Source organism: Flammeovirga sp. SubArs3, assembly GCF_947387565.1.
In the GTDB taxonomy this organism is placed as follows: Bacteria; Bacteroidota; Bacteroidia; order Cytophagales; family Flammeovirgaceae; genus Flammeovirga; species Flammeovirga agarivorans.
The window spans coordinates 1-15,806 of the sequence record NZ_CANDOA010000014.1 but is presented as its reverse complement, the minus strand read 5'-3'; the positions used below and the strand labels follow the sequence as shown (position 1 = coordinate 15,806).

Annotated in this window: 14 protein-coding genes; 12 read left to right on the top strand and 2 right to left on the bottom strand. The window is 33.2% G+C overall.

All coding sequences use genetic code 11. The annotated features are described in order from the left end of the window. Nucleotides 1-108 precede the first annotated feature (108 nt). From QL232_RS24960 to uvrC, 11 genes are all read left to right on the top strand, one after another. Complete coding sequence (locus QL232_RS24960; RefSeq protein WP_168885367.1) at nucleotides 109-735, top strand: L-threonylcarbamoyladenylate synthase; 627 nt, start codon at nucleotides 109-111, stop codon at nucleotides 733-735. A 32-nt stretch (nucleotides 736-767) separates the two neighbouring features. Further along, a complete protein-coding gene (locus tag QL232_RS24955) occupies nucleotides 768-1,703 on the top strand; it encodes a UDP-glucuronic acid decarboxylase family protein (RefSeq protein WP_281616217.1) in 936 nt (311 codons plus the stop codon). 245 nt (nucleotides 1,704-1,948) lie between these two features. Further along, nucleotides 1,949-2,320: a hypothetical protein gene (locus QL232_RS24950; RefSeq protein WP_168885365.1), complete on the top strand. Its 372-nt coding sequence runs from the start codon at nucleotides 1,949-1,951 to the stop codon at nucleotides 2,318-2,320. A gap of 87 nt (nucleotides 2,321-2,407) precedes the next feature. Beyond that, the gene (gene lipB, locus QL232_RS24945) at nucleotides 2,408-3,145 is read left to right on the top strand and encodes a lipoyl(octanoyl) transferase LipB (protein ID WP_168885458.1); all 738 of its coding nucleotides are present in this window, start codon (nucleotides 2,408-2,410) and stop codon (nucleotides 3,143-3,145) included. Between the two features lie 11 nt (nucleotides 3,146-3,156). After that, complete coding sequence (gene aroA, locus QL232_RS24940) at nucleotides 3,157-4,365, top strand: 3-phosphoshikimate 1-carboxyvinyltransferase (RefSeq protein WP_281616216.1); 1,209 nt, start codon at nucleotides 3,157-3,159, stop codon at nucleotides 4,363-4,365. Between the two features lie 15 nt (nucleotides 4,366-4,380). Beyond that, nucleotides 4,381-4,959, top strand: coding sequence for a MarC family protein (locus QL232_RS24935; RefSeq protein ID WP_168885363.1), 579 nt, complete (start codon nucleotides 4,381-4,383; stop codon nucleotides 4,957-4,959). A gap of 201 nt (nucleotides 4,960-5,160) precedes the next feature. Beyond that, entirely contained in the window at nucleotides 5,161-5,988 is an 828-nt protein-coding gene (locus tag QL232_RS24930) for a GWxTD domain-containing protein (RefSeq protein WP_168885362.1), read from the top strand. Nucleotides 5,989-6,053: 65 nt separating this feature from the next. After that, nucleotides 6,054-7,163 (top strand): bifunctional histidinol-phosphatase/imidazoleglycerol-phosphate dehydratase HisB, encoded by a 1,110-nt coding sequence (gene hisB, locus QL232_RS24925; RefSeq protein WP_281616215.1) that lies wholly within the window; start codon nucleotides 6,054-6,056, stop codon nucleotides 7,161-7,163. Between the two features lie 96 nt (nucleotides 7,164-7,259). Next, a complete protein-coding gene (locus QL232_RS24920) occupies nucleotides 7,260-7,808 on the top strand; it encodes a DUF2911 domain-containing protein (protein ID WP_281616214.1) in 549 nt (182 codons plus the stop codon). Between the two features lie 145 nt (nucleotides 7,809-7,953). Next, nucleotides 7,954-8,583: a transglycosylase domain-containing protein gene (locus QL232_RS24915; RefSeq protein WP_281616213.1), complete on the top strand. Its 630-nt coding sequence runs from the start codon at nucleotides 7,954-7,956 to the stop codon at nucleotides 8,581-8,583. Nucleotides 8,584-8,700: 117 nt separating this feature from the next. Beyond that, nucleotides 8,701-10,509 carry an excinuclease ABC subunit UvrC gene (gene uvrC, locus QL232_RS24910; RefSeq protein ID WP_281616212.1) on the top strand — a complete coding sequence of 603 codons (1,809 nt, stop codon included), beginning with the start codon at nucleotides 8,701-8,703 and terminating at the stop codon, nucleotides 10,507-10,509. Nucleotides 10,510-10,545: 36 nt separating this feature from the next. Here uvrC and QL232_RS24905 read toward each other — a convergent pair whose 3' ends face one another. Both QL232_RS24905 and QL232_RS24900 read right to left on the bottom strand, forming a co-directional pair. After that, the gene (locus QL232_RS24905; RefSeq protein WP_281616211.1) at nucleotides 10,546-11,493 is read right to left on the bottom strand and encodes an ion channel; all 948 of its coding nucleotides are present in this window, start codon (nucleotides 11,491-11,493) and stop codon (nucleotides 10,546-10,548) included. A gap of 16 nt (nucleotides 11,494-11,509) precedes the next feature. Continuing rightward, nucleotides 11,510-12,367, bottom strand: coding sequence for an aldo/keto reductase (locus QL232_RS24900; RefSeq protein WP_281616210.1), 858 nt, complete (start codon nucleotides 12,365-12,367; stop codon nucleotides 11,510-11,512). A gap of 101 nt (nucleotides 12,368-12,468) precedes the next feature. On the opposite strand from QL232_RS24900, the gene QL232_RS24895 reads away from it, so the two are divergent. Further along, on the top strand, nucleotides 12,469-15,378 hold the full coding sequence (locus QL232_RS24895) for a PAS domain S-box protein (RefSeq protein ID WP_281616209.1): 2,910 nt from the start codon (nucleotides 12,469-12,471) through the stop codon (nucleotides 15,376-15,378). The last annotated feature ends 428 nt before the right edge of the window (nucleotides 15,379-15,806 follow it).

The window sequence follows — 15,806 nt, the reverse complement described above, 5'->3', positions numbered from 1 at the left end:
ATTTAAATTAATCATAGCAATATATAGTAAATATTTTATGTGTTACCTTCTTTTGTGCATATAAATTAAAAAGCAACCATTATCTTCACATGAATAAATATTAAGACCATGGCAGATTTTTTTAGAATCAATCCTGACAATCCACAAGAACGTATTTTAAATGAGGTAGTAAACGTTTTAAAACGAGGTGGATTAGTAATTTATCCTACAGATACTGTATATGGTGTAGGTTGTGACTTAACCAATCAATCAGCATTAAAAAAGTTACTTCGTTTTAAAGGTTTAAAAGCCAATAAAATGAATCTTGCATTTATTTGCTACGACCTGTCAGACATTACAAATTATGTAAAACAGATTGATACACCTGTTTTTAGAGTGTTGAAAAAATCGTTACCAGGTCCATTTACATTTATCATGAAGGCCAGTAGTTCTGTACCTAAATTGGTAGATACAAAAAAGAAAGAAGTGGGTATCCGTGTACCCGATCATAATATTCCAAGGGAGTTAGTAAGGTTATTAGGTAATCCTATTGTTACAACTTCTTTGAAACAAGATGATGATATTTTAGAATATCCAACAGACCCAGAATTAATCTATGAAGATTACGGAAATCAAGTTGATGCTGTAATTGACGGAGGGTATGGAAACATACATTTATCTACTGTTGTTGACCTAAGAGATGGAGATTTTGAAGTCATCCGTCAGGGAGCAGGAGATATTGAAGATTATCTTTAAAATTATTTTTTATTACTACGATACAATTAAGAATGAAAAGAGTACTGATTACAGGAGCTGCAGGCTTCTTAGGTTCTCATTTGTGCGATAAGTTTTTGGCAAATGGGTTTAAAGTGGTAGGAATGGATAACTTTCTAACAGGAAGTGAAGACAACATCTCTCACTTGTTTGGTAATCCCAACTTTGAGTTCTATCACCATGATGTAACCAAGTTTGTACACGTTTCTGGAGAATTAGACTACATTCTTCATTTTGCATCACCAGCAAGTCCTATTGATTATTTAGAGATGCCTATCCAAACTTTAAAAGTAGGCTCTTTAGCACCATATAATTTATTAGGATTAGCGAGAGTAAAGAAAGCTCGTTTCATTATTGCTTCAACTTCAGAAGTATACGGGGACCCAAGTGTACACCCTCAACCAGAAGAATATTGGGGTAATGTAAACCCAATTGGTCCAAGAGGTGTATATGATGAAGCAAAAAGATTCCAAGAAGCAATTACTATGGGATACCATAATTACCATGGTATTGATACTGGTATTGTTAGAATCTTCAATACTTATGGACCAAGAATGCGTCTGAATGATGGTAGAGCATTACCTGCTTTTATGAGTCAGGCATTAAGAGGAGAAGATATCACAGTATTTGGTGATGGTTCTCAAACTAGATCATTCTGTTATGTAGATGATTTGGTTGACGGAATTTATCGCTTAACATTGTCAGATTATCATTACCCAGTGAATATTGGTAATCCTCAAGAGATCACAATCAAGCAATTTGCGGATGAAATTGTTGAGATCACTAATTCCGGTAGTAAGGTAACTTACCAAGAATTACCTAAGGATGATCCTAAACAACGTAGACCAGATATCACAAAGGCCAAAGAAATCTTAGATTGGGAGCCAAAGGTTGATCGATCTGAAGGTTTAAAAAGAACATTAGAATACTTCCAACAAAAGGTGAAGTAATCTCAAAATTGATAGATACTGAGAGGTAAAAGTGAAGGCTTTTACCTCTTTTTTCTTACAGAAGTAATCTATTTCATAGAAAGAATTTATTGAAATATGATAAAAGCTATTTTTCTCTAAGTTGTTTATTCACAAAGATTTGAAGTATAAAGTGTGAATATGAATAGTGTTTTACGTTAACGTTTATTTGGTTGAACGACTTATAATGTTATATTTGTCTTGATTAAACCTCGTTACAGGCAAAAATGACTAGTGAAGAGAAAAAAGCTTACTTATTGATCAAATCAGTGATATTCCATTATCACGGACTAGACGAAGACGAGCAGGCAATTTTGGAGGAAACTGCAACAAATATTCAAGGTCATGATGAGTTAGAGTGGGCTACTCAATTTATCGCAGAAGACTATGTGAATGCTTTTGACAGAGCAAAAGATTACCTATCAGAGGTAATGTTAGAATTCCCTTCAGAAACGCGCTTAAAATACATATGTCTCGCTTGGGATGCCAATAATAGAAAAGGCTACATAAGTGAGATGGAGGCTACTGCTATGCTAAAATTAGCGAATACACTAGGTGTTCAAGGCGAATTTTTGGCATACATCAAGTCTACGAGTTAAAATATTCTATCTTTTTTATAGATATCAACCTCTTCTTGCATTAGAAGAGGTTTTTTTTGTGCAATTTCGCAGTACAGTATCGTTTTGATCAAAGTTGTCATGAACAAGAAAGTAGAATTTCAAGATTTAGGTAATATGCCTTATGGCAAGGCATGGGACTATCAAACAGAGTTATTTGACGGAATCGTTCAAACAAAACTCGAGAATAGAAGAAGAAAAGACAGAGGAGAGGAAGAAATCCCTACAAAGAATTATTTATTGTTTGTGGAGCACCCTCATGTATATACTTTAGGAAAAAGCGGTAAAGAAGAGCATCTACTATTAGATCAAAAAGGTCTTGAAAGAGAACATGTAGAGTTTTTCAAAATTAATAGAGGTGGAGATATCACTTATCATGGCCCAGGCCAGATAGTTGGGTATCCTATTCTCGATTTGGATAACTTTTTTACAGATATCCATAAATATCTACGATTACTAGAAGAAGCAGTCATCTTAACTTTAGGTGATTATGGAATCAAAGCAGGTCGTATTGATGGACTTACAGGTGTTTGGATTGGTGAAAACGGCGATCCAAACCCAAGAAAAATATGTGCGATGGGTGTAAAAACATCCCGTTGGGTAACTATGCATGGATTTGCCCTCAACGTAAACGCAAACCTTAATTACTTTGGAAATATTGTTCCTTGTGGTATTTCTGATAAAGCTGTAACATCTATGCAGTTTGAACTAGGTAAAGAGGTGGACATGCAAGAAGTAGAAAAGGTACTTAAGCAGCATTTAAGTAATCTTTTTGAAATGGAACTATTTGAAAACCAACAGAACTAACAAAAAAGACGATGAAAATATTTCACCCTTCTAAAACTGTAAAGTTAGATGTGCCATTGGTATCATCTAAAAGTGAGTCGAACAGAGCATTGATTATTCAAGCTTCTGCAAAGGAAACCATTGAATTAGGAAACATCTCTAAAGCAAGAGACACTCAGACAATGATGCGTCTTTTAGCATCTAATGATGAAACTCTTGATGTTCTTGATGCAGGTACTACGATGCGTTTTTTAACTGCATATGTAACAGCCAATAATCGTAAGACGATTATGACAGGTACTGCTCGTATGCAAGAAAGGCCAATTGGTATTTTAGTAGATGCATTAAGAAGCCTTGGAGCAGAAGTTGAATATCTAAAGAATGATGGATACCCTCCTCATAAGATCAATGGTTTTACACAAAAAACAGATACAGTAAGTATTAGAGGGGATGTAAGTAGTCAATATATTTCAGCTTTATTACTAGTTGGTCCTACATTACCACAAGGGATCAAATTGGTATTAGAAGGAACGGTAGCTTCAAAACCGTATATCATGATGACTTTAAGTCTAATGGAACGTTTTGGAGTAAAGTATACTTGGGAGGATAATACAATTACTGTTGCTCCTCAAGAGTATAAAGCAGGTAATTATACTATTGAATCAGATTGGTCTGGTGCGAGCTACTGGTATTCAATTGCTGCTCTAAGTGAAGAAGCTGACATCAAGATTATGCACCTTAGAGAAGATTCTCTTCAAGGAGATAAAGCCATTGTTGAGATCATGGAGCAATTGGGTGTGAAATCAACTTTTGAAGCAGATGGTGTACGTTTAACTAAAACAGAAAAAGCAGAAAAGTTCTTTTTCGACTTTACACACTGCCCAGACCTTGCACAAACTATTGTATCTTTAGTAGCAGCTTTAGGTATGGAAGGTCGTATGATTGGTCTTCAAAGCTTGAGAATTAAAGAGACAGATAGAATTGCTGCTCTTCAAAATGAGATCAAAAAATTAGGTTTAGAGATTGAAGTAATTGGTGATGAAGAGATCATCGTTCCAGCTGGAGGTATTTCAATCGATGGACAAACTATTCATACATACGAAGACCACAGAATGGCAATGGCTTTTGCTCCACTGTCAATCTTGGGTGAATTAAATATTGATGAGCCAGAAGTAGTAGCAAAATCATACCCTAGCTATTGGGAAGATTTAACTGCAGCAGGCTTCAAAATTGAGGACTAAATAATTGATTAAATCATGACTGATTTTGATTTAAGTGTCAGCTTTAAAGCTGTTGCATCTGTAACCCTTATTTTATTTTCTGTAATTGATATAGTAGGTTCAATTCCTATTATTATTGATTTAAGACAAAAAGAAGGGAAAATTGAATCAGGAAAAGCCACGGTCGTTGCTGGGATTATCATGATCCTATTCTTGATTGTTGGTACACAAATACTAAATCTTTTTGGTATTGATGTAAATTCATTTGCCATTGCAGGTGCCATAATTCTGTTTCTTTTAGGAATAGAAATGATTTTAGGTATAGTTCTTTTTAAGAGTGAGCCTGATGCAGGTTCAGGGTCTATTGTTCCTTTAGCGTTTCCTCTAATTGCAGGAGCAGGATCAATGACTACGATTATATCACTAAAATCAGAATATTCAGAAATGAGTATTCTTTTGGGTATCATTCTTAATTTACTTTTTGTTTATATCGTTTTGAAAAGCTCAGGATGGATTCAAAAGAAATTAGGTAAAGGAGGAGCAAATATTTTGAGGAAAGTATTTGGTATTATCTTGCTTGCTATTGCAATTAAATTGTTTAAAACAAATATCTAAGTAACAACTTGAGTGATGTTTATGAATATCACACTTGCTGTTAGAGAGACATAGATTGAATAGAAAAGGTATTCTTAATGTGAAAATTAGGAATACCTTTTTGTTTTCATTGTTTCTTATAAAAATTGGCTTCTTACTTTCTTCAAAAATTATTAACTTAATTCTCTGTAAAACTTAAAAACTCATTCCGAGACTTTTTAAATGAGAAAGACAGCATCATACTTTTTTAAAATTCTATCTATTCTTCTCTTTACTGTTGAAGCCTCCGCACAGACTAATTTCAATGTTGATTTAGGAAGCAGTATGGCTTATATCAAACAAGGTGAAAACTTTACGGTAAAAGGTAGTGCCGGAACCCCATATTATGTGTATCATTTTTCTACAGATTTTATGCCTGCTCCACCACCCATGATAGAAAATCCAAACCTTGGTAACCCTATGGTGGTTGATTCTAGTTTTCAGATCATGGCCAATGAAGCGATAGATGTTAAATCAACTGGGTTATATTTTATTCAATCAGATACGGCCAGTAGAGAAGGTGTTGGTTTTATGTCTGTTCCAGAGGATTTTCCTAAGTACAGAAAAATGAGACATATCTATCCTCCAATGATATATATATCTACACAAAATGAGATGATGTCTTTTAAATCGGGAGATCGACCGAGATTAGCATTTGAAAATTTTTGGTTAAACGTGGCAGGGTCACCAGATAATGCTAAACGTATGATCAAAATGTATTTTGATAGAGTAACGGAAGCTAATATTAAGTTTACAGATTATAAAGAAGGCTGGAAAACCGACAGAGGAATAGTTTATATCATTTTTGGTGAGCCTAATGAGGTATCTAATATAGACGGTGGAATTCGATGGTCATATGAGAGTAATTTAAATCATGGGCAGGTGGAATTCGACTTTATGGAAGACAATAATCAGTTTACGGGTACTCATTATGAATTAAAAAGATCCTTCGATTATAAAAGAGTTTGGTTCGATACCGTTAAAAAATGGAGAAACGGGACAATCCAATAATGAAATACATCGTATATTGTGAGCTGAATTAAACAAAAGTATAATCAGAACTACGAACAAGCTTCATGAAAAAGGCATTATTTATTGATCGTGACGGAACAATCATCGTTGAACCTCCTGTAGATTATCAGGTAGATTCATTAGAAAAGTTAGAGTTTGTTCCAATGGCTATTTCTCAATTACAAAAAATAGCACAAGAACTCGACTATGAATTAGTAATGGTAACAAACCAAGATGGCTTAGGTACTGATAGTTACCCAGAAGATACATTTTGGCCTGCACATAATAAAATGTTGGACACCTTAAAAGGTGAAGGAATTGTCTTTGATGATATGTTGATCGATAAGACTTTTGAGCATGAAAATGCCCCAACAAGAAAGCCTAGAACAGGTTTAATGACAGCCTACATGTCTGGAGATTATGACTTAAAAAATAGTTTTGTCATAGGCGATAGACTTACAGATGTTGAATTAGCAACAAATTTAGGTGCTCAAGGAATTTTTATTGGTGAAAAAGGTTCTTCAGAAGATGCAGTTTTAGAAACTAAATCTTGGAAGGAAATTTATGAGTTTCTATCAAACTACTCTCCAAATGGAAGAGAAGCTAAGGTAGAGCGTATCACTAATGAAACATCTATTCTGATTAAAGTAAACTTGGACGGTAGTGGTAATTCAGACCTTTCTACAGGAATTGGTTTCTTTGATCATATGTTACACCAAGTTGCTCGTCATGGTAAAATAGACCTTACTGTAAAAGTAACAGGTGATTTATATATTGATGAGCACCATACTATTGAAGACACAGGCTTAGCTATCGGTGAAGCTTTCAAACAAGCATTAGGTGATAAAAGAGGTATTGAAAGATATGGTTTCTTTATCGCTCCTATGGATGAAGTATTAGCTCAAGTGGCATTAGACTTTTCAGGTAGACCTTGGTTTGTTTGTGATGCACCTTTATCAAGAGAAAGTGTTGGAGATTTTCCAGTAGAGATGTTCTCGCATTTCTTTAAGTCATTCTCAGATACAGCAGGCTGTAACTTAAATATTAAGACGACAGGAGATAATGATCATCATATTATAGAAGGGACTTTTAAAGCATTTGCAAAAGCAATAAGAATGGCAATAAAAGTTGAAGAAGGAAATAACGAAATTCCAAGTACCAAAGGGGTACTATAGAATAAGAATTCTTTTTACGATATTTGAAACGGAAATCACTGATAATATTTTTTTGAGTGATTTCCGTTTTTTTATTGATTTGACAATCCATACAATATGAGAAAATATATAGCCCTATTACTTTTTATTTTTCCTTTCAGTTTACAGGCTCAAGATATCAAACATAAGCCAAGAAAAAGTGAGACTGGAATGGCAACTCATAAAATGGAAGACGGTACTTACGTTAAAGTCACATACGGAAGACCAAAGATGAAGTCTGATTTCGATAAGAAATTTGGTGTTTCCGTACCTTGGAGAAAAATCTGGAGATTTGGTGATGATGATGCAACAGAAATCACAATAACTAAGGATGTGATGTTTGGGGGAGAGTTATTAGAAGAAGGTACTTATTCGCTTTATGCGATTCCAGATACAGCAGAATGGACCTTAATAGTCAACAAAGCACAAGGGGCTTGGGGTACCTACAAGTACAATAAAAATGAGGATGTATTTAGACTTAAATTACCTGCATTAAACTCGTTTAGGATTTTCCAAAAATTCTCTATTTTCCTACAAGATGATCCAGAAGGATGTAATTTAGTAGCCATATGGGAAAGAATTTCTATTGTCGTACCTATTAGAAAACCAGAAGATTCTGAGGAATAATTTTTGAATTTTAAGAAAATAAGTGGAAATTTAACGTAATTCAAAAAAATAATTACGAATCACTTAAGTGTATCTAACTTGTTTTCAATAAATTATAGGAGTATTACACTCAACGATATAGTACTACCTAATACCCCTCACTAACATGATTTTACCATTTATAAAACGATTATCTATTACGATTTTAGGGGCTCACATCCTCTTTATTATTTATGTAGCTTTTAGTTCATTTTATTTAAAATGGGCCAATCCTACTATGTCTTTATATATGTGTGCCAGAGCAAATTTTGATATAAATCAGATAAGTATACCAAAGTTTATTCCCAAAGATGCTGTTCCTAATGATATTCAAACTGCGATCATTGGGGTAGAAGATCCTACTTTCCAACAACATAATGGTTATGCTCAGGCAGACCATCCATTAACGGATGCTACTATTTCTCAAAAAGTAGCAAGAAATATGTTCTTAATGCCTCATCAGAATAACTTGGGGAAATATCTAGAGACTATTGGTGCTGTAGGTATGGAGTGTATTCTTGATAAAGATCGAATCTTCGAGTTGTATTTAAACTATGTAGAATGGGGCGATAATATTTATGGTATCGGAGAAGCTGCAGACTTTTATTATAAAAAAGATCTTAGATATTTATCTAGAACACAAAAACTAAAACTTGCATCAGTATTATCGAATCCTGTTGAAATAGAACCATCTACCTATAACACTGACAAGATAATAGAGGCTAGATTTAACTTGCTGAATAGATTTATGCAATAGTCTAAAAAATATTACAAATATCTGTAAGGAGTATGCTAGTTGTAAATCTAGTTACTCCTTATTTTTTTACCTTTTAAAAACAGTATATTCGTAAGTGCTTTTTATCAAACTGTAAGTATGGAAGATTATAAAGAAGAATTAATGAAGGTGGTAAAAAACCTTCCAATGCAACCTGGAGTATATAAGTATTTTAATGATGAAGGAAAAATCATTTATATAGGCAAAGCCAAAAAACTTAGAAACAGGGTGTCTTCTTATTTTCTGAAACAGGCCACAATGAATCGTAAGACGAAACGCTTAGTGACTGAGATTCGAAAAATTGAATTCATTGTAGTGGATACTGAATATGATGCTTTATTACTTGAAAATAACTTAATAAAAAAGAATCAACCCAAATACAATATTCTTCTAAAGGATGATAAAACATATCCCTATATCTGTGTAACGAAAGAGCGATTTCCAAGAGTATTTTATACCAGAAATACAGAAGATAAAAGACATAAATATTTTGGTCCTTACCCTAGTTTAAGGACAATGAATGCTCTTTTGGATCTTTTTAAACAGTTATATAAAATCAGAAACTGTACATATAATTTATCAGAATATAATGTAGCTGCAGGAAAATACTCTGTCTGTTTAGAATACCATATCAATAATTGTTTAGGTCCTTGTGAAGGAAAACAAAAGGAGGAAGATTACCAACAAGATATTAATCAGGTATTACAGATCCTGAAAGGTAATTTAAGTGTTCCCAAAGAGTTCTTTACACAAAAAATGGAAGAGGCTGTTAGTGCTTTAGCTTTTGAAGAGGCACAACAATGGAAACAGAAGTTAGATCTTCTTACTAATTATCAGTCTAAATCATTGGTTGTTTCTCCTACATTCAGAGAGTGTGAAGTATATGCGATAGTTACTGATGATAAGTTTGCCTACGTTAACTTTATAAAAATAATGAACGGAGGAATTATGCATTCAGAATCCAATCAACTGACAAAAAGAATGGACGAATCTGATAGTGAACTTCTCCTTTATGCAATTATGGATTTTAGAGAACGATACTCTACAAATTCAAGAAAAATATATACGAATATCGACCTTAGTGATGTCATCGATGAAGATGAACGTATGGAATTTTCAATACCTAAAATTGGAGATGGGAAGAAATTAATACAATTGTCTTTTAAAAATGCAATGTATTATAAAAGGGAAAGAGAAACATCAAGAGGAGAAATAAGTGATAAGAAAAGTAGCTATCAGACATTACTTCAACTAAAAAATGACCTTCAATTAAAAGAGGTTCCTGTTCATATTGAGTGTTTTGATAACTCAAACATACAAGGTTCAAACCCAGTTTCTGCTTGTGTCGTTTTCAGAGATGGTAGACCAGCGAAAAAAGATTACAGACATTTTCATGTGAAAACTGTAGAAGGCCCTAATGACTTTGCATCAATGGAAGAGGCTGTATATAGAAGATATAGAAGGTTACTCGATGAAAAACAAAAGTTGCCACAATTGGTAATTATCGATGGGGGTAAAGGGCAACTGAGTTCAGCTGTAGAGGCATTAGAAAGGTTAGGCTTGTATGGAAAGCTTCCGGTGATTGGTATCGCAAAAAAATTAGAAGAGATTTTCTTTCCAGAAGATCCAATACCACTACATCTTAGTAAGAAATCGAGGTCTTTACAATTGGTACAAAGATTAAGGGATGAAGCTCATAGATTTGGTATTACTTTTCATAGAAATCTAAGAAGCAAAGGAAGTATTCATACGAAGCTTGAAGACATCCCAGGAGTTGGTCCAAATACAATAAAAAAATTACTCACTCACTATAAAACTTTATCAAATATAAAGGCTGCATCTGTAGATGAAGTGGCAGATCTGATAGGACAAAGTAAAGCTCAAAAAGTGAAAGACGGTTTAGCATAAAAAAGGCTCTTGGTTTATACGACCAAGAGCCTTTTTTTATAAATCTTCTGTCATATGTACATCATCAACATTAAGAATAATATCACCATTATCATCTACAGTAAAGTTTCTGATAAACTTCTTATTTTCTTCAAATTCTGATGCAAAATAGGAGAAGTAAGTATATGTATCCTGACCAAAAGTTTCATCAAAACCATTTAGTGTAATCAACATTTCAGTTTGTCTATCCACTAACTCTTTTAAATTAATACCATACAAAGGACTGTTTTCATCAATGATATGAACAATAGTCCAAGTAAGTGGTAAAAACATAATGCTACTACGCTCTAAGGATAAATCATAAAAATCTCTTTTTAATCGAAATTCTCCTGGTTGTTGTGATTTAGCATTAATTGATAAATACACTGAAGCTCGAATATTTAGTAAGGTATTAGCCCTTTTATTTACAACTCTGAATTGGATGGAATCGTACTTTGTATTCTTGTATGGTGTAAGTAAGGCCGTTTGCGAAAACTTAATTTTAGATATTGGTCTTGAAAAACGACCATAAAGAATACCGGTAGAAAACGCAGAAAGTAATAGCCCATTAAAAGCTTCTAAACTGGCTATTAAACTTGTGAGGTTTCCAATAGGAGCCATAGCTCCATACCCAACTGTAGTGAAAGTTTGGACACTAAAAAACAATGCACTTATAAAATCATCCATAAGGTAGCCACTTGGTTGAACGCCACTGATGTGTTCTACACCTATTATGAGATATACCAATGCATAAACGAAATTCGTTGCTAAAATTACACTCGTAACTACTGCAATAAAAGGAGCCCAAGGAATAGTAATTAACCAATGGTAGGCATCGTTGATAATATTTAATGTACCAACTCTCTTTACATTAAAAGAACCATCTGGATTAATTATCCTTTTTGTTTTATGCTGATAGCTAGCCCCAACTCCAGGGTCTTGAATTTTTGAACTTTTATCAGGCATTATAAATCAATAATCATTAAGGTACTTCGTGTCCTTCTGCAGCTTGTAGAATTCTAAACCAATCTTCTCTTTCTAATGTTTTGTCCATTACTTCTGCTGCAGCAACAATACGACTTCCTTTTGTTGTGCCTAAAACAGGAATAATTCTCGTAGGATGAGATAAATGCCAAGCAAAAATAGTCTGATCTAAGGCAAGACCATATTTCTCTCCAACTTCACTTAGAACATTTTTCAGTGAGTCAATTTCCGGAGAAGATTCTGTAAAGATTCTACCATTGCCAAGCGGTGACCACGCCATCGGACGGATATCATTTTTTAGACAGTTGTCTAAAGATCCATCATATAGAGCCGTTGTGTGCAATGGTGAAATCTGAACTTGATTGATCTCAATATTAACCTCTTTCTGTAATGCATCTACCTGATGAGGAAGGAAATTACTAACACCAAAAGCTTTTACTTTACCAGCAGTTTTTAGCTCTTCGATAGCTTCTGCCACTTCTTTAGGTTGTAATAAAGGATCAGGTCTATGAATTAAGATGTAATCTAAAACATCCACCTGTAGATTTTCTAAAGACTTATCTACAGACTGAATAATATGAGATTTACTAGTATCATAAGATTTTAACTGATGTGATGGACGATTTGGATGTAATAACTTAATGCCGCATTTAGTGACAATCTGTAACTTACTCTTCAATTCTGGTGATAAAGCTAATGCATCACCAAATAATTTTTCAATTGTATATCCACCATAAATATCTGCATGATCAAAAGTAGTGATACCTGCATCAATACTTTGGTGTATTAATTTATTTATTTCTTGAGGTGAAAGATCTCCCCAATTCCAAACTCCAGTAACAATTTGTGATAACATATTAGTATTATAATTTTTCGTTTTTTCTATAAATTTTTAAATTGTAAGGACAATCAAATTCAACACAATAACTACTGGCTATCTAAGGAACTCCCGAAACTATGTTCAAACCGTCATTGCTATCAAATATAGATAAAGACAATACAATCCCTTTTTTACAAATACAAAAAAAGGACTTCTTATTACTAAATGAAAATAAGGCGGCTATCTTTTTGTTTGATATTACGGATGAACACCTAAAATACAATTCATTTTTTGATTTATGTCCCATAGAATGGAAGGGAGTTTTTCTTGGGTCTTTCAATGAATTAGAGATAGGTCAGAAAGTTAAGAAAGAGTTATATGATCAAGAAGGGAATCGATCAACAATTATTATTGAAGATGTGATAGAAGGGTATTTTATTTATCCTGATATTTTTGAAAAGAACCAGTTATCTCATTTTCCTCAAAATGCAATCATTCAATTATTAATCAAAGATTCCAGAGACGCGATAGCATTAGTCAGCCAAGAGAATAAGTTTATCGATTATAATAGTGCTATGGTTAATCTTTTAGAAAGGTTAGTCCCTAATGAAATAGGTTTGCTTAATCAGTATAGAGCATTATTCAATCGATCTAAAAGAGTAAAAACAGGAATAAACTCTGCCTTAAATGGAGAAACATATACTACAGAAGTAGCCTATTACACAAAGGATGATGATTCTGTTTATGTAAAAACGATTTATCAGCCCATCTTCAATGAAGCAAATCAAGTATATGCATGTCTAGTAAGATGTAAAGATGTTACTGCTAGAAACTCTGTAGAAGACATGTTTAGTCTAATGCTTAATTCAGGGAATACTGGATATATTTTGATAGATCAATACTCAAAGATTTGTAAGGTAAATAAGCACTTAGCTGACTTGCTGCAATATTCTCAAGAAGAATTAATTGGGGTTTCATTTCTTGAATATGTCCATTCATCCATAAGAGAACATGTAAAGAAAGAGTTTCATCAAATCGTATCATCAGATTTAAAGACAAGTATTAATGAAAAGGCATTCTTAGATATCAATAGAAAGGACGGAGAATCTTTATTATTTGAATTGGATGTCAAACGAGTAATTCTAGGAAATCATTCATTCGGAATGTTTGTGACACTAAAAAATATTACTCAAAAAGAAAGAAACAGTCATATTCTTAGAGAGATGCAACGCCTAATTAAGGCTTGTGGTTGGGTGTATGATCGTTTCTCTAAAAAAATGCTTGTAACTGAGGAAGTTTCTCAGGTAGTAGGTGTATCCAAAGAGTTTGTTGAAAAAAATCCATCTTTTTTGTTATCAATGTGTGATAATAAATCAAGAAAAGAAGCGATGGTAATTCTTAGAAATGCCTACAAGAAACAAGACGATTTTGATTTAGAACTATGTATTAGACTAAAATATAAAGGAGAACAATGGGTGAGACTTACAGGGCGACCAATTATTAGACATAATAAGGTAGTTGGTTTGTATGGAGGTCTACAAGATATTTCTCAACAGAAAAATGCCCTAACTCAATTGAAAAGACATGAAGCCTACATGAAAGAGATTCAAAGAGTCACTAAAGTAGGTAATTGGGTGTATGAAGTAGACGAACAAAGGTATTATTGGTCGGACTACTTGTTTAACATGTTAGGAGCAGCCGGTACTGAAAAGCAAATACCTTCATTGAGACATCAATTTAAATACATCTACAATAGCTATAAATTTCCTTTAATGGAGGCTGTTAAACAATTGTCTATTCATCATCAACCTATTGATCTAGATGTAAGGTGTAATAATTGTATGAAGGAAATCTCAGGAATTGAATATTTAAATATTCAAGCTAGACCTATTTTCAACAAAAAAGGAAAACTATTACGCTTTGTAGGAGCTGTTACTGACATTACTGATAGAAAGCTAGAGGAGGAATCCAATAAGAGTAAAAAGATCTGGTTGAAATCAATGATCAATGCGGCAAGGGATAGTTTTATTGCAGAGTATTCTGGCAGGGTGGCGAATTATAATCGAGGGTTACAAAAACTTCTCGGTTACAATAACTTTTTTGATCTAAGAGGAAGTGTGATCATAGATTTTTTCCATAAAGAAGATCAAAGAAAAGTGATTGTCTACCGACAACAGTGTAGAAGAGGAGATATTTCAGCACCTCAAAAGATAGAGGTGAGAATGAAAAGAAGAGATGGAGTTTACGTAAATGTAGAGTTAAGTGCTAATCTTGCTAAAATCAAAGGGCGTTTATATACTATCTTCAACGCTCATGATATCTCTAAAAGAAAAGAATACGAAGAAGGGCTTCTAGAAAAAAATCATGAACTAGAAGTGACCAATAAAGAACTTGATCGCTTTTTATATAGTACTACTCATGATCTAAAAGGTCCTATTACATCTATTAAAGGCTTGCTGAATCTTGCTAATAAGGAAACTGCCGATACTGTAAAACAAACCTATTTACCTATGATGGATAAAAATGTAGATAGGATTTTAGATCTAATTAAAGATTTTGGTGAGTTTTTAAGAAACAACAGAAATAAAGTTGAACCTAAGTCAGTATCACTTAAAGATGAACTAAAATCAATTATTGCAACTCATCAATTTAGTATGTTACCTCAACAGAAGTTAAATATTGAGGTTAAAATGAATAGAGGCTTTAATACAGATAAGAATAGGATAAGGAGTATTCTGACAAATCTATTCACGAATAGTATTAAGTACTTTGATGTAGATAAGGAAAACCATTTCCTAAATATCAAAATATATCCCGAGAAGAAAGGTATTATGATTGCATTTGAAGATAATGGTGAAGGTATTGGAAAAAATGACCAATCAAAGGTGTTTGACATGTTCTATAGAGCAAGTGAAACAGGAGATGGTACAGGTTTGGGCCTTTTTATAGTAAAAGAAGCCGTTGAAGTATTAAAAGGAACGATCTCTTTAGAGTCAATAAAGGGTAAGGGAACGGTAGTTAAAGTATATGTTCCTGAATTTTTTTAATTATTTATTGAAATATACTATACACGTTGTTAGTGTGTTGTGTGATGATTAATCTTCATTTAATATAATAATAGCTAGAAAATATTGCATTTATCAAGTTAGCTATTACCTTTGCACTCGCTTCAAACGGAAGGCCAAATGAAAAACACTCCTAGTGATACTATTCATTTCAACATTTTGCAAAGAAGAAAGCGATGCAAATTAAAATTTCAAATGAAATTAAATAAGCATTGCATATTAAATTTCTCTTCTTACCTTTGCACACGCTTCTGAAAAGAGGTGGTTATAAAAGACTAAAACGTTAGTCTTTATAAGCAGAGAGTAGGAGTTGAAAATCTTCAGAAATTAGCCCGAAAAAATAAAATAAAATTTTTTCAAAAAGAGTTTGGAGATTAAAATTTAGTTCTTACCTTTGCACTCGCTTCTCA

Excerpts from the sequence above, each read along its gene's own strand:
- QL232_RS24935 (WP_168885363.1), top strand. The coding sequence starts at position 4,381 with ATGACTGATTTTGATTTAAGTGTCAGCTTTAAAGCTGTTGCATCTGTA.
- QL232_RS24920 (WP_281616214.1), top strand. The coding sequence starts at position 7,260 with ATGAGAAAATATATAGCCCTATTACTTTTTATTTTTCCTTTCAGTTTA.
- QL232_RS24905 (WP_281616211.1), bottom strand. The coding sequence starts at position 11,493 with ATGCCTGATAAAAGTTCAAAAATTCAAGACCCTGGAGTTGGGGCTAGC.
- uvrC (WP_281616212.1), top strand. The coding sequence starts at position 8,701 with ATGGAAGATTATAAAGAAGAATTAATGAAGGTGGTAAAAAACCTTCCA.
- hisB (WP_281616215.1), top strand. The coding sequence starts at position 6,054 with ATGAAAAAGGCATTATTTATTGATCGTGACGGAACAATCATCGTTGAA.
- QL232_RS24930 (WP_168885362.1), top strand. The coding sequence starts at position 5,161 with ATGAGAAAGACAGCATCATACTTTTTTAAAATTCTATCTATTCTTCTC.
- aroA (WP_281616216.1), top strand. The coding sequence starts at position 3,157 with ATGAAAATATTTCACCCTTCTAAAACTGTAAAGTTAGATGTGCCATTG.
- QL232_RS24900 (WP_281616210.1), bottom strand. The coding sequence starts at position 12,367 with ATGTTATCACAAATTGTTACTGGAGTTTGGAATTGGGGAGATCTTTCA.
- QL232_RS24955 (WP_281616217.1), top strand. The coding sequence starts at position 768 with ATGAAAAGAGTACTGATTACAGGAGCTGCAGGCTTCTTAGGTTCTCAT.
- QL232_RS24895 (WP_281616209.1), top strand. The coding sequence starts at position 12,469 with ATGTTCAAACCGTCATTGCTATCAAATATAGATAAAGACAATACAATC.
- QL232_RS24915 (WP_281616213.1), top strand. The coding sequence starts at position 7,954 with ATGATTTTACCATTTATAAAACGATTATCTATTACGATTTTAGGGGCT.
- QL232_RS24950 (WP_168885365.1), top strand. The coding sequence starts at position 1,949 with ATGACTAGTGAAGAGAAAAAAGCTTACTTATTGATCAAATCAGTGATA.
- QL232_RS24960 (WP_168885367.1), top strand. The coding sequence starts at position 109 with ATGGCAGATTTTTTTAGAATCAATCCTGACAATCCACAAGAACGTATT.